This is a genomic window from Micromonospora sp. NBRC 107095, from assembly GCF_030269705.1.
Taxonomy (GTDB): Bacteria; Actinomycetota; Actinomycetes; order Mycobacteriales; family Micromonosporaceae; genus Micromonospora; species Micromonospora parva.
This window is the reverse complement of record NZ_BSTU01000004.1, coordinates 149,806-172,834: the sequence shown is the minus strand read 5'-3', so window position 1 is coordinate 172,834 and position 23,029 is coordinate 149,806. Positions and strand designations below refer to the sequence as shown.

General features: G+C 68.9%; 18 protein-coding genes. 11 read left to right on the top strand and 7 right to left on the bottom strand.

Translation table 11 applies throughout. The features are described 5' to 3' along the window. Positions 1-81: 81 nt before the first annotated feature. Positions 82-1,605: an arabinosylfuranosidase ArfA gene (arfA, locus tag QSK15_RS20735; RefSeq protein ID WP_285795814.1), complete on the bottom strand. Its 1,524-nt coding sequence runs from the start codon at positions 1,603-1,605 to the stop codon at positions 82-84. A 247-nt stretch (positions 1,606-1,852) separates the two neighbouring features. Between arfA and QSK15_RS20730 the strand changes: the two genes are divergently transcribed. The 8 genes from QSK15_RS20730 (at position 1,853) to QSK15_RS20695 (ending at position 14,153) form a co-directional block, all read left to right on the top strand. Further along, positions 1,853-4,225, top strand: a complete 2,373-nt coding sequence (locus QSK15_RS20730) for a glycoside hydrolase family 3 N-terminal domain-containing protein (RefSeq protein ID WP_285795813.1) — start codon at positions 1,853-1,855, stop codon at positions 4,223-4,225. Between the two features lie 289 nt (positions 4,226-4,514). Next, on the top strand, positions 4,515-5,537 hold the full coding sequence (locus QSK15_RS20725; RefSeq protein ID WP_285795812.1) for a LacI family DNA-binding transcriptional regulator: 1,023 nt from the start codon (positions 4,515-4,517) through the stop codon (positions 5,535-5,537). Positions 5,538-5,708: 171 nt separating this feature from the next. Next, on the top strand, positions 5,709-7,892 hold the full coding sequence (locus QSK15_RS20720; protein ID WP_285795811.1) for an alpha/beta hydrolase: 2,184 nt from the start codon (positions 5,709-5,711) through the stop codon (positions 7,890-7,892). A 104-nt stretch (positions 7,893-7,996) separates the two neighbouring features. Next, positions 7,997-9,337, top strand: a complete 1,341-nt coding sequence (locus QSK15_RS20715) for an ABC transporter substrate-binding protein (RefSeq protein WP_285795810.1) — start codon at positions 7,997-7,999, stop codon at positions 9,335-9,337. Positions 9,338-9,408: 71 nt separating this feature from the next. After that, positions 9,409-10,350, top strand: a complete 942-nt coding sequence (locus tag QSK15_RS20710; protein ID WP_285795809.1) for a carbohydrate ABC transporter permease — start codon at positions 9,409-9,411, stop codon at positions 10,348-10,350. Next, positions 10,350-11,234, top strand: coding sequence for a carbohydrate ABC transporter permease (locus tag QSK15_RS20705; protein ID WP_285795808.1), 885 nt, complete (start codon positions 10,350-10,352; stop codon positions 11,232-11,234). Before QSK15_RS20710 ends, QSK15_RS20705 begins: the two co-directional genes overlap by 1 nt. A gap of 86 nt (positions 11,235-11,320) precedes the next feature. Then, positions 11,321-13,048 (top strand): IlvD/Edd family dehydratase, encoded by a 1,728-nt coding sequence (locus QSK15_RS20700; protein ID WP_285795807.1) that lies wholly within the window; start codon positions 11,321-11,323, stop codon positions 13,046-13,048. Positions 13,049-13,160: 112 nt separating this feature from the next. Further along, on the top strand, positions 13,161-14,153 hold the full coding sequence (locus tag QSK15_RS20695; protein WP_285795806.1) for a LacI family DNA-binding transcriptional regulator: 993 nt from the start codon (positions 13,161-13,163) through the stop codon (positions 14,151-14,153). A gap of 76 nt (positions 14,154-14,229) precedes the next feature. Here the strand turns inward: QSK15_RS20695 and QSK15_RS20690 are convergent, their stop codons facing one another. Further along, the gene (locus QSK15_RS20690; RefSeq protein WP_285795805.1) at positions 14,230-15,930 is read right to left on the bottom strand and encodes a cellulose binding domain-containing protein; all 1,701 of its coding nucleotides are present in this window, start codon (positions 15,928-15,930) and stop codon (positions 14,230-14,232) included. Positions 15,931-16,104: 174 nt separating this feature from the next. Further along, the gene (locus tag QSK15_RS20685; RefSeq protein ID WP_285795804.1) at positions 16,105-17,040 is read right to left on the bottom strand and encodes a hypothetical protein; all 936 of its coding nucleotides are present in this window, start codon (positions 17,038-17,040) and stop codon (positions 16,105-16,107) included. Between the two features lie 276 nt (positions 17,041-17,316). On the opposite strand from QSK15_RS20685, the gene QSK15_RS20680 reads away from it, so the two are divergent. Then, on the top strand, positions 17,317-18,138 hold the full coding sequence (locus QSK15_RS20680; protein WP_502889641.1) for an SAM-dependent methyltransferase: 822 nt from the start codon (positions 17,317-17,319) through the stop codon (positions 18,136-18,138). 16 nt (positions 18,139-18,154) lie between these two features. On the opposite strand, the gene QSK15_RS20675 is transcribed toward QSK15_RS20680, so the two are convergent. After that, positions 18,155-18,865 carry a DNA alkylation repair protein gene (locus QSK15_RS20675; RefSeq protein WP_285795802.1) on the bottom strand — a complete coding sequence of 237 codons (711 nt, stop codon included), beginning with the start codon at positions 18,863-18,865 and terminating at the stop codon, positions 18,155-18,157. Positions 18,866-19,135: 270 nt separating this feature from the next. Between QSK15_RS20675 and QSK15_RS20670 the strand changes: the two genes are divergently transcribed. Then, positions 19,136-19,849 carry a GAF and ANTAR domain-containing protein gene (locus QSK15_RS20670; RefSeq protein ID WP_285795801.1) on the top strand — a complete coding sequence of 238 codons (714 nt, stop codon included), beginning with the start codon at positions 19,136-19,138 and terminating at the stop codon, positions 19,847-19,849. An 81-nt stretch (positions 19,850-19,930) separates the two neighbouring features. Here QSK15_RS20670 and QSK15_RS20665 read toward each other — a convergent pair whose 3' ends face one another. Genes QSK15_RS20665 through QSK15_RS20655 form a run of 3 tightly spaced genes read right to left on the bottom strand, consistent with a single transcriptional unit; the run spans position 19,931 to position 22,248 of the window. Next, positions 19,931-20,512 carry a hemerythrin domain-containing protein gene (locus QSK15_RS20665; RefSeq protein ID WP_285795800.1) on the bottom strand — a complete coding sequence of 194 codons (582 nt, stop codon included), beginning with the start codon at positions 20,510-20,512 and terminating at the stop codon, positions 19,931-19,933. Further along, the gene (locus tag QSK15_RS20660) at positions 20,505-21,719 is read right to left on the bottom strand and encodes a hypothetical protein (protein ID WP_285795799.1); all 1,215 of its coding nucleotides are present in this window, start codon (positions 21,717-21,719) and stop codon (positions 20,505-20,507) included. Before QSK15_RS20660 ends, QSK15_RS20665 begins: the two co-directional genes overlap by 8 nt. 37 nt (positions 21,720-21,756) lie before the next feature. Next, on the bottom strand, positions 21,757-22,248 hold the full coding sequence (locus tag QSK15_RS20655; protein WP_285795798.1) for an STAS domain-containing protein: 492 nt from the start codon (positions 22,246-22,248) through the stop codon (positions 21,757-21,759). 197 nt (positions 22,249-22,445) lie between these two features. On the opposite strand from QSK15_RS20655, the gene QSK15_RS20650 reads away from it, so the two are divergent. Next, on the top strand, positions 22,446-22,979 hold the full coding sequence (locus QSK15_RS20650; protein ID WP_285795797.1) for a hypothetical protein: 534 nt from the start codon (positions 22,446-22,448) through the stop codon (positions 22,977-22,979). Positions 22,980-23,029 lie beyond the last annotated feature (50 nt).

Here is a 23,029-nt window from a genome sequence, read left to right as displayed (position 1 = left end):
TACTCCCTGTGGTGGGGAAGCCCCGGCCGCGCACCCCTGGTGAAGCCAGGATGTGCGCGGCCGGGGTGGTTCGTCAGCCGATCACGCGGTGGTGTCGGTGGCGCGCAGCCGCAGCATGGTCCAGGACGCCTGCGGCAGAGTCAGCCCGACGCTGGCGTCGGCGCCGCGTGCCGTGCCGTTGGGGCGCGGCGCGGCGTGGTCCGGACCGTCGGCGGTGTTCTTGGCGTGCAGGTCGGTGCCGCCGACGGTGACGCACTCGATGATGTCGGTGACCTGGGCGCCGGCGACGTCGATGGTCACCTCGGCCGGGGTGTCGAGGGCCCGGTTGACGAGGAAGACGGTCATCTCCCCGGTGCTGTCGTCCCAGGTGGAGACCGCGTCGACCGCGTCGACCTCGCCGTAGCGGTCGGTGGTCGTCGTGCTGCCGTCGCGCAGCACGTCCAGCACGGCGCCCTGGGCGTGCCGGGCGGTGCGGGCGAAGGGGTGGAAGATGGTCTGCCGCCAGGCCGAGCCGCCCGGCTCGGTCATGATCGGTGCGATGACGTTGACGAGTTGGGCCTGGCAGGCCGCTGTCACCCGGTCACTGTGCCGGAGCAGGCTGATCAGCAGGCCGCCGACGACGACCGCGTCGGCCACGCTGTAGTGATCCTCCAGCAGCGGCGGCGCGACCGGCCAGTCCTCGCCGCTCGGGGGCGTGGACGGGGCGGCGGACTGGTACCACACGTTCCACTCGTCGAACGCGATCATGATCTTCTTGGTCGACCGGCGGATCGCCCCCACCGAGTCGGCGATGGCGGTGACGGCGTCGATGTACCTGTCCATCTCCTCGGCCGAGGCGAGGAAGCTGGCCAGGTCGTCGTCGACCGGCTGGTAGTAGGCGTGCAGCGAGATCAGGTCGACGTCGTCGTACGCCTCGGTCAGCACGTCACGCTCCCAGCTGCCGAAGGTCGGCATACCGAGGTGTGAGGAGCCGCAGGCGACGAGTTCGAGATCGGGGTCGAAGCGGCGCATGGCCTTCGCGGTCTGCGCGGCGAGACGCCCGTACTCGGTCGCGCTTCGCTGGCCCACCTGCCACGGGCCGTCCATCTCGTTGCCCAGGCACCACAGCTTGATCCCGTACGGGTCGGTGGCGCCGTTGTCGCGGCGCTGGTCGGCGAGGTGGCTTCCGCCGCGGTGATTGGCGTACTCGAGCAGGTCGACGGCCTCGGCGGTGCCGCGGGTGCCGAGGTTGACCGCCATGATCGGGTCCAGGCCGGCCTTACCGACCCAGCGCATGAACTCGTCGAGCCCGAACGCGTTGGTCTCCAGGCTGTGCCAGGCGAGGTCGAGCCTCGTCGGTCGTTTGTCGACCGGGCCCACGCCGTCCTCCCAGCGATAGGAGGAGACGAAGTTGCCGCCCGGGTAGCGCACCGTGGTGACCCCCAACTCGCGCACCAGTTCGAGGACGTCGCCCCGGAAGCCGTCGGCGTCGGCGCTCGGGTGGCCCGGCTCGTAGATTCCGGTGTAGACGCAGCGACCCAGGTGCTCGACGAACGAGCCGAAGAGCCGGCGTGGCACGGGCGCGACGCGTCGGCGGGGGTCCAGGGTCAGGCGGGCCGTGTTCACGACGTGCTCCGGCGCGCTGTCGGGGTGGGTGTTCAGGGCTGGCTCCCTTCGTGCGCGGTACGACGCGGAGATCTCTACCCGAGCGCCGAGACCGAGGGGTGGTGGAGGCGGTGTGAGCTCTGGACAACGTGATCGCCCTCGATTACGTTGTCGATCGATGTAAACGTTACCGATTACGTTTACGTAAGGGAACACGGCGCCTGGATCAATATCAGGACCAGCTTGTCGCGGTGATTGGGGTGACCGGGTGACCAGTGTTGAGCCGGCGATCGAGGCGACCTACACCGACGCGAACGCCCCCGTCGACGAACGGGTGTCGGATCTGTTGGCCCGGATGACCCGCGAGGAGAAACTCGCGCAACTGGGCAGCACGTGGGCGTTCACCCTGTTGGAGAGCGGGCGGTTCGCGCCGGAGCGGGCCCGGCCGGTGCTGGCGCACGGTCTGGGGCACGTCACCCGCGTCGCGGGCGCGACCAGCCTGAAGGCAGCGCAGGTGGCTCAGGCCGCCAACGCCATCCAGCGGTTCCTGGTGACCGAGACCCGGCTGGGGATCCCGGCGATCGTGCACGAGGAGGTCTGCTCGGGGGTGATGGCCCGCGAGGCGACCATCTTTCCGCAGGCGATCGGCGTCGCGAGCACCTGGGCGCCCGAGCTCAACCGGCAGATGGCCGACGCCGTCCGCGCCCAGATGCGCGCCATGGGCAGCCACCAGGGCCTCTCACCGGTGCTGGACGTGGCGCGCGACCCACGGTGGGGCCGGACGGAGGAGACCTACGGCGAGGACCCGTACCTGGTGTCCCGGATGGGGGTGGCGTTCGTCCGGGGCCTACAGGGCGCCGACCTGACCGACGGTGTGCTCGCCACCGCCAAGCACTTCGTCGGGTACGGGGCGTCCGAGGGTGGGTTGAACTGGGCGCCGGCGCATCTGCCGCCGCGGCTGCTGCGCGAGGTGTACCTGTACCCGTTCGAGGCGGCGGTCCGCGAGGGTGGGCTCCAGTCGGTGATGGCCGGCTACCACGAGCTCGACGGCGTCCCCTGCCACGCCAACCAGGAACTCCTCGCCGACGTGCTCCGTGGGCAGTGGGGCTTCACGGGCAGCGTGGTCTCCGACTACTTCGCCGTCAACGACCTCCACACGTACCACCACTTCGCCCCGGACAAGCAACAGGCCGCGGCGGTGGGTCTCGGCGCGGGCGTGGACGTCGAGCTGCCGGCGACGGACGCGTACGCGGACGCCCTCAGCCGCGCCCTGGACGCCGGCGAGGTCAGCGAGGCCCACCTCGACGAGGCGGTCTCGCGGGTCCTTCGGCACAAGGTCGAACTCGGGCTCTTCGAGAACCCGTACGTCGACGAGGACGCGGCCACGACGACGGTGAACGCCGAACGGCACCGGGACGTGGCGCTGGAGATCGCCCGCCGCAGCATCGTCCTGCTCAAGAACGACGGCGTCCTGCCGCTGCTCAGGGAGGCCGGAACTGTCGCGCTCATCGGCCCGAACGCGGACAACGCCCGGCACCTGCTCGGTGACTACTCGTTCGTGGCCCACATCGAGGCGTTGATCGCCGCGCGTGAGCGGCGCGGGCTGCTCGGCGAGATGATGACGATCCCGGACGACCTGGAGATCGACGAGAGCATCGGCGGGGTGCCGACGGTGCGCGACGAACTCGCGGCGCGGCTCGGCGAGCGGCTGCGCTTCGCCCCGGGCTGCGACGTGCTCGATCCGTCGACGGAGGGGTTCGCCGAGGCGGTCGCGGTGGCCGCGGCAGCCGACGTCGCGGTGCTGGTGCTGGGTGACCGCTCGGGGGTGACGCTCGGGACCACCACGGGGGAGTCGCGGGACCGCTCCAGTCTGGACCTGCCGGGCGTGCAGGAAGAGCTGGTCCGGGCCGTCGTCGCCACCGGTACGCCCGTCGTGGCGGTGCTCGTCGCCGGCCGACCTGTCGGCAGTGACGTCCTGCACGAGGAGTGCGCCGCGGTGCTGATGGCCTGGCTGCCGGGGGAGACCGGGGCGCGGGCGATCGCCGAGGTGCTCCTCGGCGAGGTGAACCCGAGCGGGAAGCTGCCCATCTCGTACCCCCGTGGTGTGGGTCAGATCCCCGTCTTCTACGGCCACAAGGTCTCCGGCGGACGGTCGCACTGGCATGGCGACTACGTGGATTCGCCGGTCGCCCCGCGCTACGTCTTCGGCCACGGCCTCGGGTACACCTCGTTCGCGATCGACGACGCCGTGGTGGAGAGCGCGCAGGTCCGCGCCGGGGACAGCGTCGGGGTCGAGGTCACGGTCACCAACACCGGGCAGCGGGCGGGGGAGCAGGTCGTGCAGCTCTACGTCCGGGACCCGCAGGCGACGATCACCCGGCCGGTGCTGGAGCTGAAGGCCTTCGCCCGTGTCGCGCTGCCCGCCGGTGTGCGGGCGGCGGTGCGGTTCGCGCTCCCCACCGGCCAGCTCGGTTTCTACGACCGGAGCATGGCCTACGCGGTGGAGGCCGGGCAGATCGAGGTGTACGTCGGTTTCTCGGCTGCCGACCACACCCACGCCGGCACCTTCGTCATCACCGCGGACCCGGGCCAGCCGACGCCGAAGGTGTTTACCGGGACGGCAGAAGTTCGACAACTGTGATCGCTCACCCGGTCCCGGGAATGGTTCTTGACACAGCGTGCCGTCCCGTTGTCAACGAGTAGGACCAGTGCGGAAAACGGGGCGCCGCTTCGTCCGCCGGGAGAGTGCGCCGATCGCGTTCCCGGCACGGCAACTGATGGTCACCGCGCCCTTGCGTACATGCGGTTAGTGGCCTCTTCTCCACTGTCGACTATGGGCGAAGAGGTCTTGTGCTCGTAATCGTTCTCCGTTACGTTGGCAACATCCTGGAAACGTAACCGATAACGATTGCAGTCCAGAGAGAGCGGGCATGATTGAAGCCAATGCGCCGGTAACAATGAGTGATGTCGCCCGAGTCGCCGGCGTTTCCACCGCCACCGTCTCGCGGGTCGTCAACGGTCATTACGGCGTCAGCGCTCGCACGGTCGCTCAGGTTCGATCCGCCATCGACCAACTCGGTTACGAGTCGAGTCTGGTGGCCAGCAGTCTCCGGCGCAGCCGCACCAACGTTCTGGGTCTCGTCGCGCACAGCTTCCAGTCGTACACGGCAGAGGTGCTCAAGGGCGTCATGAAGGCGCTGAGCCGCTCCGGCTTCGATCTGATCATCTACGCCAACAGCGACCTCTACGGCTCCTATTCGGAGGGCTGGGAGCAGCGGCACCTCACCCGGCTGTCCGGCACCCTCACCGACGGGTGCATCGTCGTCACGCCCTGGGGTGAGGTCCGCAGCCGCACGCCGGTCGTGGCCATCGACCCGGTGCGGGGCTCGACGGCGCCGTCGGTGATGGCCGACAACCTCGCGGGCGCCACCACCGCGGTCGAGCACCTGCTCGGGCTGGGCCACCGGCGCATCGGGTTCATCGCCGGGCGCGACAGTCTGGCCTCGGCCTGGTCGCGGGAGGAGGGATACCGGGCCGCGCTGACCAACGCCGGTGTGCCGTTCGACCCGACGCTGATCGGTCGAGGGGACTTCAACCCGGAGTCGGCGACCCCCCTGGCGCGGGTCCTGCTGCAACGACCGGACCCACCATCGGCGATCTTCGCGGCGAGCGACGGAATGGCCCTCAAGGTCCTTGAGGTCGCCCGGGAGTTGGGGTTCTCCGTGCCGGGGGACCTGTCCGTCGTCGGGTTCGACAACATTCCCGAGTCGGCGTCGACCGAGCCAGGCCTGACCACTGTGGACCAGTCGATGTACCAGCTGGGCTACGAAGCCGCCCGGATGCTGAAGTCACTGGTGACCGGCGAGTGGGACGAGCCACGCCAGATCGTGCTCCCGACCAGCCTCGTCGTGCGCAGCTCGACCGCACCACCAACGAGCGCGGCACGACCATGACATCCGCCCATGGACGCGCAAGCCTGATCGCTCCCGACAGGGCGATCAGGTCGGCTGTGCCCGTGGCAGCAGCCTGAAGGAGGTGCACGCAGCACACACGGCCAGATCCACCGTTGAGTTGAGCCGGTCAGTCGGGTCGCATCCGCTGCCGGCACATGAAAGGAGTGGAGCGTGACTACCGAACAGTATCATGGGCGCTTACGCCGTCCGGGCGTACGTCGACGGCTCTCGGCGGCGTTCACCGCCGGAGTCATCGCCACCGCGGCGGTTCTCCTCGCGCCGCAGCCAGCAGCGGCGGACACGCCGTGGCTGGACGTCTCCGAGGACCGCTACGCCTCGTTCACCGTCCCGGCGGCGTACGTCCAGGAGAAGCTGGGCACCGTCTCGCAGGTCGTCGTCGAGGGGAACTTCGGGCCGTCCGCCAGCTGGGCGGAGTTTGGTCTGACCCGCCGGGGTGACGTCTGGTCGGGCGTTCTCGGCGCGCTGGAGCCCGGACTGTACAACTACCAGCTCACCGCCGACGACACCTTGACCATCAAGGACCCGACGAACAGCACCGGTGTCGCTTCCGACCCGCTGCTGAGCACCTTCCTCGTCGCTGGTGACTCGGCGCGGTGGCTGGTCGACGCGCCAGCTGGCACCGGCGGAAAGATCGAGACGCTGACCTACCGCACCGGGAACGCGCAGCGCTCGGCGGTGGTCTGGACACCACCGGGTTACGCGGCCAAGGGCCACAAGGGTTACCCGGCGCTCTTCCTGCAGTCGGGTGACGGTGTCGCCGCCACCGACTGGCTCGATCTCGGTCGGTCCAAGCAGATCCTCGACAACCTCTCGGCCGCGGGCGCGATGAGCCCGATGGTCGTGGTGATGAACAACGCCGACGTTTCGGACGACAGGGAGGTGAAGGACCTCCGCAAGGCGGTCACCGACACCTACCGGGTCCTTCGCGACCCGGCGCACCAGGCGATAGCGGGTGTGTCAGACGGTGGCACGCAGGCGTTGCGGGCCGCGCTCACCAAGCCGGGCCAGTTCGGTCACGTCGGCTGGTTCTCGGGCAGCTCGGCTCCGGATATCGACCGGAAGGACGCCAGGGCGATCAACCGCAGCGTCAAGCTGCTGCGCCTGTACACGGGCAACGTCACCGACCCCGCGTACAACGCCACCTACCGGCTGACGAAGGCGCTGGACCGCGCCGACGTCAGGTTCGAGTTCGACGGGGTCAACCCGGACGGCGGCGCGAACTGGACCACCTGGCAGGAGAACCTCGTCGACTTCCTGCCGCGGCTGTTCCGCGACGTGCGGGACCACGGGCCGAGCCCTGGTCACCAGCCGCTCAAGCGGGAGTTCACGCCACCGCCGGCCGGCACCACCCCGACACCCTTCGTCACCGAGGACGGGTTCGTCACCTTCGAGACGACCACCGACTTCACCGCCGCCCAGCACGTCACGGTCTGGGCGAACGTCGCGCCGGGCGGCAGTTGGCTGCGACTGCCGCTGCACCGCGACGGTGACCGGTGGCGGGCGACAGTGGGCCCACTGAAGCCCTGGTTCTACTACTACCGGCTGATCGTGGACCGGGTCGCGGTCAAGGACACCTCCAACCCGACGAAGGTGACCACCGAACCGATGTGGAGCACCTTCCTCATCCCCGGGCCCGGCGCTCGACTGCTGTCGGACGTGCCCGCCGGTCAGGGCGGAACTGTCGAGAGCATGACCTACTCCAGCACCGTGGCCGGTCAGGACCGCACCGCGCTGGTGTGGACCCCGCCGGGGTACGACCCGGGCCGGGAGCAGCCGTACCCCGTCCTCTACCTGCAGCACGGCGGCGGCCAGAACTACACCGACTGGGTCGAGATGGGCCGGGCCAAGCAGATCCTCGACCACCAGTTCCTCGACGGCGACCTCACGCCGATGGTGGTCGTGATGGGCAACGGCAACTCCTCGAACTTCAACCGGGAGTTGCGGGAGAACATCGTCCCGACGGCCCGATCCCGCTACCACATCTCCAGCAACCCGTCCCAGCAGGCCCTCGCCGGCCTGTCGATGGGCGGCGGGCAGGCGTTCGGGGTGCTGAAGGCCTTCCCGGGCGAGTTCGCCTACGTGGCGGCGTTCTCGGCCGGCTTCGGCAGCAGCACCGGCGTCGACGCGGCGGCGATCAACAACGGCACCAGGATGCTGCGCGTGTACGTCGGTGACCAGACCGACTTCGTGTACCCGAGCTTCATGGCATCGCTGACCACGATGGACAACCTCGGTATCCGCTACGAGTTCGACGGGGTCACCCCCGGGCCGCACGGCTGGGACGTGTGGCAGAAGAACCTCATCGACCTGGCGCCGCGTCTGTTCAAGCGCTAGGAGCCGTTCCAGGCGACGCCACCGGGAGCAGGTTTCCTGCCCCGGTGGCGCCCGCCACGGTACGGCCGACCCCTCCGCACCGCCACCCGAAGGGAACCACCTCAATGAAGAGAAGACGGATACTCGCCACGGTTGCCATGCTCGCGGTCGGGACCGGCCTCGCGGCCTGCTCGTCCGACGAGGGCGGCAGCGACGCGAGCAATTGCACGAACACCATCACCAAGAAGGACCTGCCGGTCGTGACGATGTGGGGGTGGTACCCCAACACCCAACTCGTCGTCGACAACTTCAACAAGGCGAACAACGAGGTGCAGGTCTGCTGGACCAACGTCGGGCAGGGCGGGGACGAGTACGACAAGTTCCAGACGGCGATCTCGGCGGGCACCGGGGCGCCCGACGTGATCATGGTCGAGGCGGACCGGATCCCGACCTTCCAGATCCAGGGCGCGCTCGTCGACATCAAGCAGTACGGCTACGACGCGGTCAAGGCCAACTACAGCGAGGGTGCCTGGAAGGACGTGTCGGTCGGTGACGCGGTCTACGGCGTGCCGGTCGACGGCGGCCCGATGGGCATGATCTACCGCAAGGACATCTTCGACAAGTACAAGGTCACCCCACCGAAGACCTGGGCCGAGTACGAGCAGGCCGCGCAGAAGGTCAAGGACGCCGGCGGTCCACTCTTCGGGGACTTCGGCGCGAACGTCCCGGCGGTCCTGATGGCGCTCCAGATCCAGAAGGGCGCCACGCCCTTCACCTTCGATCCGGCGCAGCCGAAGGCGATCGGTGTGAAGCTCAACGACCAGGCGTCCAAGGACGTGTTGGACTACTGGGGTGGCCTGGCCAAGAAGGGCCTGGTCGGCACGGAGAACCAGTTCACCCCGGAGTACATCTCCGGCGTGATCAACGGCAACTACGCGACGTACATCTCGGCGGCGTGGGCACCCGGCTACCTCACCGGCGCGGGCGTCGGCAAGGGCCAGGACACCGGCAAGTTCGCGGTGGCGCCGCTGCCGCAGTGGGACCTGGCCAACCCGGTGCAGGTGAACTGGGGCGGGTCGGCGTTCTCGGTGACCAAGCAGGCGAAGAAGCCGGAGTTGGCCGCGAAGGTCGCCTACGGGCTCTACGCCGACAAGGAGTCGCTCACCGACGGCTGGACCAACCAGATCATCTTCCCGTTGAACCTCACGGCGCTCAAGGATCCCGCCTTCGTCGACCTGAAGGTGGCGTTCTTCGGTGGCCAGCAGGCGAACAAGGAGGTCTACGTCCCCGCCGCCGACGCCTACAAGGGCGTCCAGTACGCCCCCTTCGGCCAGTACTACCTGGACGCCATGGAGAAGCAGGTCAGCGAGGTCATCAAGGGGTCCATCACCGGATCGCAGGCTGCCGACCGGCTCCAGGAGGACGTGGCGAAGTACGCCAAGGAACAAGGCTTCACCGTTCAGTGACCGGCTGGGTGGGCCGCGCCGGCACCGGGCGGCCCACCATCCCCCTCAGCGTCCACGTCCCGGAGACCACAATGACATCCCTGACCGAGAAGCGCGCAGCGCGTACACCGCCTGAGACGCGCGAGATCCGTGGCAAGGTACACCTTCGCGAGCACCTGATGGGATGGCTCTTCGTCGGGCCGTTCGGGGTCGTGTTCCTGGCGTTCCTCATCGCGCCGCTGGCGTACGCGCTGTATCTCAGCCTTTTCCAGAAGAAGCTGATCGGCGGCACCAGCTTCGTCCTCTTCGACAACTACGTGAAGGCGTTCACCGACCCGAGCTTCCTGTCCGGGGCGTGGTTCGTCATCCGCTTCTCGCTCGTCTCGATCCCGGTCCAGATCATCATCGCGCTCGCGATGGCGCTCATCCTGGACTCGGTGACCACCCTGTTCGCCCGCTTCTCCCGCCTCATGATCTTCCTCCCGTACGCGATCCCGACGGTCATCGGCGCGGTGATGTGGGGGTTCCTCTACAGCAAGGGCTTCGGCCCGCTCACCGACATCTTCGGGCTCTTCGGCGCCACCGCACCGGACTTCCTGAGCAGCGACCTGATCTTCTACGGGCTGCTCAACGTCGTCACCTGGCAGTGGGCTGGCTATTACATGATCATCCTGTACGCCGCCCTGCAGGGCGTCGACCCGACGCTCTACGAGGCGGCCCGGATGGACGGCGCCGGGCGGTGGCAGATCGCGACGCGGATCAAGATCCCGCTGATCGCGCCCGCGCTGATCCTGATCCTGGTCTTCTCGCTCATCGGCACCCTGCAGTTCTTCAACGAACCGCAGATCCTGCGTTACCTCGCCGCAGGCGCGATCGGCTCGGACTTCACACCGAACATGTACGCGTACCAGCAGGCGTTCTCGCTCGCCAACTTCAACTACGGGTCCGCGATCTCCTTCGCCCTCGGCGGGATCGTGTTCATCTGCGTGTACGCCTTCCTGTTCTTCACCCGCAAGCGGAGGAGCTTCCTCTGATGACCGACCACACGAGCGTCCGCGCAGGCGCCCGCAGACCGCAGCGCTATCTCCCGATGCAGATCCTGCTCGGCTTCCTGGTGATCTACTTCCTCGTACCGTTCTGGTGGGTCATCGTCAACAGCTCCAAGGACGCGCCGGGCCTGTTCGGCGGCGGCAACACCCTCTGGTTCACCGACCAGATCGACTACCTCGGCAACCTCAGGCAGCTCTTCACCTACGACGGTGGCATCTACCTGCGGTGGATCCTCAACTCCACCCTGTACGCCATCGCCGGTGGAGTCGGCGCCACGGTCCTGGCGGTGATGGCCGGCTACGGCTTCGCCAAGTACCGGTTCGCGGCCCGGCGCTTCAGCTTCGCCGTCGTGCTCGGCGCGCTGATGGTGCCCGCCACCGCCCTGGTCATCCCGACCTTCATCATGTTCTCCCGGCTCGGCCTGACGAACACGGTCTGGGCGGTGATCCTCCCGTCGCTGCTCAACCCGTTCGGCGTCTACCTGATGCACGTGTACGCGCGCGACGCGGTGCCCGACGAGCTCCTGGACGCGGCGCGTGTCGACGGTGCGGGGGAGATGCGGACGTTCTTCCAGATCGCCCTTCCCCTGATGCGTCCCGCGGTGGTCACCGTGCTGCTGCTGTCGGCGGTGGCGTCCTGGAACAACTACTTCCTGCCCCTGGCCATGCTCTCCGACAACCGGCTCTTCCCGGTCACCGTCGGCCTCGGCCTCTGGCAGGGGATCGCCTCCGCGAACAACGCGGGAACCACCTCGCTGTGGAGCCTCATCATCCTGGGCTCCCTGGTGTCCGTGATCCCACTGATCATCGCGTTCTTCAGCCTCCAACGACACTGGCGCGGCGGCCTGTCCGTCGGAGGTCTCCGGTAACCACGCCGGTGCCACCGGCCATTGCATTACCCGCGCATGGATCGCCGCACTGGACGCGGCCGGACGGATGACAGAGAGGTGTGCTGATGTCGACGACGAATCGACCGCTGCGCAGCGGGCAGTGGTTCGGTGCGGAGGGCCGCAACGGATTCATCCATCGGTCCTGGATGCGCAATCAGGGGTTCGCTGACGACGTCTTCGACGGTCGCCCGGTGATCGGCATCGCCACCACCTGGTCGGAGCTGACGCCCTGCAACGCCCACCTGCGCGACCTGGCCGAATCGGTGAAGCGGGGGGTGTGGGAGAGCGGCGGCCTGCCGCTGGAGTTTCCGGCGATGAGTCTGGGTGAGCCGCTCATGCGACCCACGACCATGCTGTACCGCAACCTGCTGGCGATGGAGCTGGAGGAGTCGGTCCGCGCCAACCCGCTCGACGGGGTGGTCCTGCTCTCCGGCTGCGACAAGACCACCCCCGGTCTGCTGATGGGAGCGGCGAGCGTCGACCTGCCGACCCTGATGTTGACCGGCGGCCCGATGCTCAACGGCAAGTTCCGGGGTCAGGACATCGGCTCGGGCACTGTCGTGTGGCGCTTCACCGAGGAGATGCGGGCCGGCCGGATGACCGCTGCCGACTGCTCCGAGGCGGAGGTCGGCATGTCCCGCAGCCGGGGTCACTGCATGACCATGGGTACCGCCTCCACGATGGCCTGCGTGACCGAGGCGTTGGGCGTGCAACTGCCGGGGGCGGCCGCCGTGCCGGCGGTCGACTCGCGGAGGTACGCGCTCGCGCACGCCGCCGGACGCCGGATCGTCGCCATGGTCGAACAGGACCAACGGCTGTCCTCGGTGCTCACCAGGCAGGCGTTCGAGAACGCGGTACGGGTGAACGCCGCGATCGGCGGCTCCACCAACGCGGTCGTCCACCTGCTCGCGATCGCCGGACGCCTCGGCGTCCCGCTGTCGTTGGCGGACTTCGACACGCTCACCGCCGACGTGCCGATGCTCGTCAACCTCATGCCGTCCGGGAAGTACCTGATGGAGGACTTCGCCTACGCGGGCGGCCTTCCGGTGGTGATGAAGGAGTTGGCCCCGCTGCTGCACATGGATCACGTCACCGTCAGCGGCAGGAGCGTGGCGGAGAACGTCGACGGCGCCCAGTGCTGGAACCGGGACGTCATCGGCACCCTGGAGGAGCCGTTCCAGCCCGCCGGCTCGGGCACCGTGGTGCTGCGCGGGTCGCTCGCGCCGTCCGGGGCGGTACTGAAGGTCTCCGCCGCCTCCGCGAACCTCCTCACCCACACCGGCCCGGCGCTGGTCTTCGACCGGATCGAGGAGTACGTCGCCGCCGCCGACGACCCGGACCTCGACGTCACCCCCGACACGGTGATCGTCGTCCGCAACGCCGGCCCACGGGGTTACCCCGGCTTCCCGGAGGTGGGCAACGTGCCCATGCCACGACGACTCCTCGCCGACGGCATCACGGACATGGTGCGGATCTCCGACGCCCGGATGAGCGGTACCGGCTACGGCACCTGCATCCTGCACGTGGCACCGGAGGCGTCAGTGGGTGGCCCGCTTGCGCTTGTCCGTACCGGCGACCTGGTCTCCGTCGATGTTCCGACGCGCCGGCTGGATCTCCTGGTCGACGACGGGGAACTCGCCCGGCGCCGCGCCGCCTGGCAGCCTCCGCAGCCGGTGGCCGACCGGGGTTGGGTACGGCTGTACAGCGAGCACGTCCTGCAGGCCGACAGCGGCGCCGACCTCGACTTTCTCGTCGGCGGCAGCGGCAGCGCGGTGCCCCGTCACTCACACTGACGACCACGGACGGACGAGGTCCACGAGGAACTGATCCCATGGAAGAACGGACGGGCCGCCAGTGCGAGTTCACGCAAAGGCCGCTGTGACAGCGGCCGACCGGCCACCGGTCATGGCCGACGTCGCTCGCCTGGCGGGCGTGTCACATCAGACGGTGTCCCGGGTCATCAACGGGGCGCCCAGCATCAGACGCGAGACACGGGAACGGGTCCTCGAGGCCATCCGTCGGCTCGACTACCGGCCCAACACGGCCGCCCGCGCGTTGGTGCGCGGGCGGTCCGGGATGATCGGCATCATCGGCACGGCCCGGACGCTGTTCGGCCCGACGAGCATCCACCGCAGCGTCGAGGACGCCGCCCGCGCGGCCGGCTACTTCGCCACCTCGGTGAGCCTCTCCGAGGTGACCGTACGGGCGCTCAGCGACGCCACCGAACACCTCATGCGCGTGGGCGTGGAGGGCGTCGTGATGATCGCCGGCAACGACGAGGCGCTCGAGGTGGTGCGGATGACGCGCTCGGGTGTCCCCTTCGTCGTGGTGGAGGGCGACCTGTCCCGGGCCAGCGTGACCGTCGGTGTCGACCAGGTGCTCGGTGCCCGGATGGCCACCGAACACCTCCTCGATCTGGGGCACCGGGAGATCGTGCACGTGAGTGGCCCGCTCAACTGGGCCGAGGCCCGCGCCCGCCTCGCCGGTTGGCGTCAGGCGATGAGTGCGGCGGGCCTGCGCCCGCCGGAGCCGGTCGAGGGCGACTGGCGGGCGCACAGCGGCTACGTCGCCGGGCTGCGGATCGGTGCGATGCGCGCGACCACCGCGGTGTTCGCCGCCAACGACCAGATGGCCATCGGCGTGCTGCGTGCGCTGCACGAGCGCGGCCGGCGGGTGCCACACGACATCTCCGTCGTCGGATTCGACGACGTCCCCGAGGCGCCCTACCTCATCCCGCCGTTGACGACGGTCCAGCAGGATTTCGATGCTGTCGGTCGCCGGGCCATCACCGCTGTCACCCAGGCCATCGACGACACCGTGCCGCAGCGCCTACCGCTGGTCATCCCCAAGCTCGTGGTACGGCAGAGCACGGCGCCACCCACCCGCACCGACCGGTGAGCGGTGCCGGGGTGCGCGAACGGGCGGGAGCCCCGGCCTGTGGCCAGGGCTCCCGAGACCACGATGGTCCAGGTGCTCAGAGGGTGAACACCACTGTGGAGATGCTGCGCGCGCCGACGTTGATGGTGGCCTGACCGCCGTTGACGGTGGTCGGTTGGCTGGCCGCGTTGGCGTTCTGCGAGGTGAGGTAGTGCTCGGCCCGGCTGACGTTCTGCGGTGCCTGGATCACGGCGTTGTTGACCGCGCTGTTGGAACGGTTGAGGATCACCAGGGTGATCTTCCCGTCGCCCTGGTAGGCCGTCACCTCCAGCGGCGAGGCCTTCGAGCTCTTGGTCAGGGCGACCCGCTGGTAGCCGGGGCGCACGTACTTGGCGTACTGGGAGAAGGCGTACCCGCGCTTGAGCGGGGCGCCCGCGACGGTGCCGAACGCCGACTCGCCGTCACCGATGAAGGAGTAGTAGCGCTTGCCGTACCACCAGATGTAGGCGTTCCAGTTGGCCTCCATCGACTTGTGCACGGTGCGCATGATGTCGTCCAGCGTCTCGTTCCAGACCGCCGTGTTGGCGGGGTTGCCCCAGATGTTGGAGCCGCCCCCGTCGGCGGCGTGCAGGTTCCACTCGGTCATCCACACCGGCTTGTTGTGCTGCTCCGCCAGGGAGTACGGCCGCAGCCGGCCCGACTCCTCGGTGCCGTACAGGTGCCCGCCGATGTAGCCGATGTTGTTGCGGGCGGTCGCGTCGTTGAGGGTCGGGTCGGTGAAGGTGTAGTTCATGTTCACCGCTTCGGCGACCATCAGCCTGGTGTTCTGCACCCTCGCGCCCTGGTCGCGGACGAAGGTGCGTAGCTCGGTGCCGCTCCAGTCCATCGAGTCGTAGTCCGGGTGCCAGTCGGGCTCGTTCTGCACCGACGTGACGTCGACGGTCACGCCCTGGCCGCGCATGTACTGCACGTAGCTGTTCAGGTGGTTGGCGTAGTCGTCGTAGTAGTCCGTCTTCAGCTTGCCGCCGTTGACCCGGCTGTTGTTCGTCTTCCACGCCGCCGGGGCGGTCCACGGCGAGGCGAGGATCTTCACGTTGGACCCGTACGACTTCGCCGTCTTCAACGAGTTCACGTGCGTGGCCCACTCGCTGGAAACCGGTGACAGGCCGGTGCGCACGATGGACAACCCCAACTGGTTGGCGCCCATCCCGACCAACGTCTGGGTGTCAGTTGTCGACCATGCGCTGCCCCAGATGGATTGCGCGGCCCCGAAGCCGTCGACCGTCTGGTACCGGGTCGCGCTGTTGACCGTGATGTCGGCCGGCCCGTTCGGGGGTGGGGTGGTGGTCGGCGGGGTGGTGGGCGGTTCGGTGGGCCCCGTGCCACCGGTGCAGGCCACCCCGTTCAACGAGAACGTGCCCGGCTCGGGGTTGCTGCCGGTCCACGAGCCGTTGAAACCGAACGAGACCGTCCCGTTGGTCGGGATGGCGCCGTTGTAGCCGACGTTCTTGGCGGTGACGGCGGCGCCGCTCTGGGTCACCGTCGCGTTCCACGCCTGCGTGACCGTCTGTCCGGCGTCGTAGCGCCAGGTCAGTGTCCAACTCGTCACCGCGTCACCGAGATTGGTGATGGTGACGTTCGCGCCGAATCCGCCCTGCCACTGCGACGACACGCTGTAGTTCACCGAACAGCCGGCCGCCGCGGCTCCCGCCGGCACCGCCACGGCGACCGCCGCCGACGCCAGCAGGACGGTGCCGGCCGACACCAGGGCGGTGTGTGTCACTCGTCTTCTTCTCATGAGTCTCCTCCGGAGATGGTGGTGGTATCCACGCCTCGGGAGGGCTCGTCTGCGGTGAGATTCAGCGACGGTCGGACGGTGGAGAGTTGGGAGCGCTCCCAGGTGTTGATCCCAGGAAGTGTATTCGGATAACGAATCCTGTCAATGCGCTGAGGCTGGGACCGGAGGGTGCCGTTACCGGCCGCAGGTCCCGCACTTCCCACGTGTGCGCAGGTGGTAGTCGGTGGACGCGACGACCAGACCCAACCCCATGACGAGGTACGCCGAGATCGCCACCCACAGGAACGCGTCGGAGAACTCGCTGGGCGAGCCCGAGATCACCTGCACCATCCCCATGCCGAAGTAGGCCACGATGCCCGCGCCGAGCCCGAAGCCGGGCACCAGCAGCAGCAGCCGAGGAATCGCGCGGCCCGCCACCAGCGGCACCCAACCGGGCCAGACCTCACCCCAGTGGTGCACCAGCGCGAGCGGCAACAGCACTCCCGCCAGCACCAGCCCGATCTCCAGCCCGAGCAGTGAGGCGTCCTGATCGACGCTGTCGAATCCCACCACGAACTGGGCCGCGAACCGGGTCACGAGACCACCCACCGCGGCGTACGCGGCCCAGCGCGCCCACCGCGCGGGCGTCGAGCGCCGCGCACCCGGCCGGACGGTCCGGCAGCAGTCCGGGCAGTCGCCCCGGGTGCGCCGCTGGTAGCGAGCGGTGGTCAGACCGAGCAGGACCGCTCCGGTGACACAACCGAGCCGGCTGGCGAACGCCGTCGAATCGAAGTACGGGCCGACGGTGAACAGCAGGAAGCCCACCAGTTCCGGCAGGAGGATCGCGGCCGCCGCGACGAGCGACCCGGCGACCGTCCAGGCGAGCCCCGCGAGGGCGGGCCGCCAGGTCGGCACCCACTCCAGGGCAACCGCCAGCCCGCCCGCCGCCGCGCACAACAGCACCGACCACCAGCCGGTGAAACCGAGCAGGTCCACTCCCAGCCGCCCGAACTCCGGAGCTTCGCCGATCGTCCACGCCAGACGTACGCCCCCGTATGCCACGGCCCAGCCGAGCACTGCGTACGTCAGCCCGTGGGCACCCCGACCGGTGATTGGTGTCGATGCCGCCATGCACCCGATCCTTCCGGCGTCCGGTGGTGGGCGAACCCCGCTGGCAGGGGACCGCCCTCCCTCCCGGGAGGGACGCTGCTCAGCTGACGGTGCGCACCGTCCGCTCAGCGTGAGCGGGTGACACCGAAGGGTCTGCTGTGGAGCGGCCGGGTGTGGTGCGGATCCCCGACCTTCTATACCGTGGCACGGTCACGGGCGGTCACTTCCTCCACCTGGGCCGTCCCGGGGACACCGTCGCGTACGCATACATACGGGGGTTTCGTCGTGACCAAGGAGATGTCGACGGGCGGCCGGCCCGGAGCCGGTGCTGCTGGCAGTCCACAGAAGATCGACACGTCGGTGCCGCATTCGGCGCGGATCTGGAACTACTGGCTCGGTGGCAAGGACAACTTCGCTGTCGACCGCGAGGCCGGGGACCAGTACCGGCAGGTCTTCCCCGGCGTCGTCGACGTGGCCCGGGCCTCCCGGCAGTTCCTGGTCCGCTCGACCATGTTCCTCGCCGCCGATGCCCGCATCCGCCAGTTCCTCGACGTCGGCACCGGGCTGCCGACCGCCAACAACACCCACGAGGTGGCCCAACGGATCGCACCGGACGCGCGGATCGTCTACGTCGACAGCGACCCGCTGGTGCTGGTGCACGCCCGTGCCCTGCTGGTGGGCACCGCCGAGGGACGGACCGCCTACATCGACGGCGACCTGCACGACCCGGCGGCGGTGATCGCCGAGGCTGGCAAGACGCTCGACTTCGCGCAGCCGATCGGCCTCATCCTCAGTGGCGTGATGGGCCACGTGCCCGACTACGAGACGGCCCGCTCGATCACCCGGCAGCTGGTGGCGGCGCTGCCGAGCGGCAGTTACCTCTCACTGAACGACGGCACGAGCCTGATCAGCGCCGAGATGCAGCAGGCGCAGGACGACTACAACGACAGCGGGGCGACTCCGTACACGCTGCGCTCGCCGGAGCAGATCGCCGGCTTCTTCGACGGGCTGGAGCTGGTCGCGCCCGGCGTCGTGCCGTGCCCGCAGTGGCGACCCGACGACGCGGTCGACACGCCTGTCGACATCGACGCCTTCGGCGGGGTGGGCCGCAAGCCCTGACGCTGGCTGGGCGCGTCTAGACGGCGCCGGACAGGTAGTCGCGACGACGCCGCGGTTCGAACTTCTCGATCGCGTACCGCAGCATGACCCGTGGCATCACCCGGTAGCGGCGGGCGAGGAACTCCTCCTCCGCCGCTCTGTCCCGGTTGCCCACCTCGCGCAGCATCCAGCCCACCGCCTTGCGGACGAGGTCGTGCGGATCGTGCAGGAGCCGGTCCCCGAGTCGGAAGGTCCACTCGAAGTCACCGACCTTGATGAAGGCGAAGGTCGCCATGATGGCTATGCGGCGGTCCCACACCAGGCTCGACCCGGCCAACCGGTCCAGGACGCTCCGGTCCCGGTCGATCAACCAGGGCCCGACGATGTACGGCGCGGACGAGTCCACCAGGTCCCAGTTGTTGATGTGGCAGGTGTTGGCCAGGACGGTGTCGAAGATCTGGCCGCGTTCCCGCTCGTCGCCAGTGCTGAACTTGCGGACCAGGATGAAGAGCGCGGTCAGCCGCTCCTCGTGCACGTCACCGCTGAGCAGCCGCGTCGTCTCGGCCACGGTGAGGTCACGCCAGTAGCGGGCGGCGACCGTGCGCTGGTCCGGCACGGAGACCCCGATGGCCCGGTCACCCTCTCCGTACCCACCGGCGACCATCTGCAGGAACCGGCTCGACGCCTCGGCTCGACCTGGATCGGCGAGGCTGGCGAGTTCCCGACGCACGTCGCGGATGGTGGCCATGACCGTCCAGATTACCGGGGAGCAAACGGCGCGGGACGGACGTTCGCTGCCGGATGACTGGCGCTCGCCGGTGATGCTGCGCTCCGCCGTCCTGCTCGGCGGACACGCAGGCCGCCAGGCCCTGAGCATGGTGTCAGTGGGTGATTCAGGGGGTAGGACCACTGTTGCTGACGACCGCCCTGGAGCGGGAGCGGCCGGGCTTCTGCCGAGGCGCCGGCCATGCCGGAATCCTCCCATTCCGGCGGAGCCGATCGAGGAGGGCGTACTGCCATGACGCTGCCGACCATGAGTCCCGCCGAGGCGCTGGCCGAACTGGGCCGGGTCAGACTCGACGAGATCAGCCTCGACGACATGCTGCTCCGGGTCGCCGAACTTGCCAACCGGAGCATTCCCGGGACGAGGGAGGTGACGGTCACCCTGGTTCGAGGTCGCGTCGGTTGGACCGGGGCGTTCACCGGCGAGTTGGCCCGGCAGTTGGACGAGTGGCAGTACGACCAGCACCGCGGCCCGTGCCTGGATGCCTCCGCCAGCGGTGACACCATCTCGGTGCCGGACATGGCCACCGAAGATCGCTGGCCGGCCTGGGCGGAGAGGGCTCGGGCCGCCGGGGTGCGAAGCTCCCTCTCGGTCGGGCTCCCCATCCAGGGGTCGGTGGTCGGTGCGCTCAACGTCTACAGCGATTCGGCGAACGCGTTCGAGCCGTCCTCGGTGGCCAGTGCGGAAGGCTTCGCCGCGTACGCGGCGGTGGCCCTGGCCAATGCGCACCTGTATGACAACGCCGCCACGACGGCGGCGCAGATGCAGGAGGCGATGCGGAATCGGGCGGTGATCGAGCAGGCCAAGGGGATCATCATGGGGAGCCGGCGGTGCTCGCCGGAGGAGGCGTTCGCGCTGCTGTCGAAGATCTCTCAGGACACCAACCGGAAGGTGCGCGAGGTCGCCGAGACCCTTGTCGCCCAGGCGGTCGGTAAGGCTCGGGGATGACTCTCGGGGTGGCTGTCCCCCGACGCCGCACTGCGCGATGACAGGGTCGCCCGCACGAGGCAGGCGACCCTGTCATCCCAGTCAGCTCTTCGAAGGCTTGCGCACCGCGTCGCGTACCCGGTCGACGACCGCCAGCACCGGGCCGGCGGCCAGGTTGCCCTTCGCGGACTGGGCGCTGGGATGTGGCCGGGTCGGCGCGGATGCCTCCGCCGCCCGAACGGCCGCGGCGAGGCTACGGAGCCGATCGACCGGTACGTGCTGGCGAAGCTGGGGGAACTCGTAGCGCTCCTCGTGTCGGGCGTGCAGGAGCACCGCCTCGCGCAGCAGGACGATGCCGGTGTCGAACCCGTCGGCGTCGACGCCACCCTCGATCAGGGCTTGCAGGGTCTCCTTCGCCTGCCGTTCCTCGTCGAGCCGGTCGTCGACCATCGCGTCCCCGCCCCCACCCGGCAGTGTCCGGGCGAGCGGGTGGATGATCTCCTCCTCGGCGGTCTCATGCGCGGCGAGGAGCTTGACCAGATCGTCGAAGGCGTCCCGCTGGGTGTCGCCGGTGCCGCCGATGACCAGCAGGAAGAGCTGTTCGATCTGGGCGTGCTGGGCGAGCAGCAGGTCTACCACGTCCTCCTCGGGCCCTGGCGTGGCCGGGGTGCCGGCGTCAGGCATGGCTTCCTCCCTTGGTGCGCAGGGCCTCGACCGGGTGTGGACCCTCGGTCTCGATGCGGTACTCGTCGCCGAAGCGTTCCCGATGCAGGTCGATGACCTGCTCGCTCGGCGGCTGCTGGCCGTCGTGCAGTTGCTGCTGCATCCACTCGAAACGCTCGTGGGCCTCGCGGACGTAGCCTTCGCCGAGCTTCGTCAGGTCCATCTGGGTGTCCAGCAGGTGGCGCAGGTAGTCCTTGTTGGGCTCGAAGGTCAGCGGCTCGGGGAGACCGACACTGCCGACGATCTCCTCCGGCTCCCGGCCGTCGTGCCGGCGCAGCAGGTCGGCGGCCTGCTGCAGGTGGGCCAGCTCCATCTGCAGGTGCAGCTCCCAGATCGCCTTGATCCGCGGGTCGCTCTCCTGCTGGAGGAAGGAGTAGTACAGCCAGCACTCGTTGTACTCGTGGGTGAGCAGCCGCTCCCACCAGTTCTCGCCCGGGTCCAACAGTGACTCGTAGTGGGTGACGTGCTCCTGCTCGATCAGGCTGATCTCCTGGTAGAGCTGGCGCGCGATCGGCTCCATGTACTGCGGGCCGACGTTCATGTAGTAGAACATGACCTGCTGCTCGGCCGAGAGGATCGTCAGCGCGTGCAGCTTCGAGCGCGGGTCCACCGAGTTGCGGTCGTAGGGGGTGCGGATCTCGTCGAACGGGTGCCGGTGCTCCAACACCGTCGGCCGGCCCGGCATGACCTCGGTGAGCCCGTCGACGATCTTTTCCGCCTTACGACGCTCGACCATCTCGTAGAGGTTGGCGTAGCGGTACAGATGGTCGAAGTCCTCCAGCACACCGAACTCGTACGCCTGCTTCAGGTAGGGATCGGGCTCGTGGCGGGCCACCCAGGCGGTGAGGTCGACGGCGACCTGCTCGTAGCCGAGCGTCGTCTCCAGCACGCTGGCGACACCGGGCAGCAGCCAGTTCACCACCCGCTGCTGCTGGCTCTCCACGTACCGGACATAGGCAAGTTGCCGACGGAGCTCCTGGTCCGGACAGTTGCGGGCGAACTGGTGCTGGAAGTTGATCGCCTCCACCTCGATGCCGTTCATGGTGATGATCCGGCACCGGGTGTACGGGTCGACCGCCTCCGGATCGATCGGCTCGACGTTCAGCTCACGCCAGTTGCGGAGTTGGTTCTCGAGCGGAATTCCCTTGTGGTCCAGTGGATTGAACATGTCTCTCCTCTATCGGGGGGAACTGTCGCCGTGCCGTCTAGGGCTGGTCGGCGACGGACGGGCTGAAGGGCTGATGGGGCGGTGCGGCACGGCGGGGAGGTGGCGGGACGATGCCACTGCTGCGAGCACCGGTCGGGGTCGACGTGTCACAACGTTCGAGATGCCGCAGCAATCGGGTGACGCCGAGGACACGGAGCACGAACCGCGAGGGATCGCGCAGCGTCAGCCGGCCCCCGGCCTGGGCGGCCAGTTGACCGGACCGGAGCAGCGCGCTGATGCCATGGGCCCCGAGGAAGCGAACTGCTGACAGGTTCAGGGCGATCTGTGGTGTGGGGGCGCGGCAGAGCTGCTCCACCAACTCGATGAGTAGATGCGCGTTGCTCATGTCCATCTCGCCGACAACGCTGATCACACTGACGGGGCCGTCGTGGCTCATGGTCAGCGACAGGATCGGCTCGACGAGGGCGGCGCCTTGATCAGTCGGGACGTCAGGAGGTGCCGGCAGGGAAAGGGGGGTCTGGTTGATCACATGCTATCTCCGCCCTCGACGAGGATGGTCGACCTGCCGTGCATGTGCACGAACAGGACTGACCACTGGAGGGCGCATGTCTTGACCCAACCGCCACCGTACCCGCTTCGAACGGTGGTAAACCAAATGGCCGCCGGCCGAGACGTCCGCTGACGACTCGCGGGTGTGGACGTCGGCCCGGCGGGTAGGGCTGACTCATGCTGAAGCGAGCGGTGTGGCAGGGACTGGTGGCGGGTCTGGCCGGAGCGGTGGTGATGACGGCCGCGGAGAAGCTCGAACAGCGGGTGACCGGCCGCCCCGACTCCTACGTGCCGGCCCGGGTGCTGGCCAGGCTCACCGGCCTGCCGGAGTCCCCCGGGCGGCAGCCCCGCTGGCAGAACCTGACCATGCACTACGGACAGGGCGTACTGGTCGGGGTGCTGCGCAGCGTCATGGCGCAGGCGGGGCTGCGCGGCGTCTGGGCCTCAACGATGTTCACCGCGCTGCGCCTGAGCAACGACCAGATCCTGGAGAACGCCACCGGCGTCGGCGCGCCGCCGCTGACCTGGCCCCGCCCCGAACTCGTCATCGACATCATGCACAAGTCCGTCTACGCGTTCGCCACCGGAGCGGTGGCCGACGCGCTCGCCGCTCGCGACGGGGCTGGCCCCGGGCAACGGCACGCGGCGCTGCGCCCCGGTCGCCACGCGGACGTCGGTCCGCTGCCCCGGGCGGTAGCACGTCGGGCCTAGCCGCGCAGCAGCCGCCTGCGGCCAGGGAGCTGCGCGTCGGGCCGCGGGGT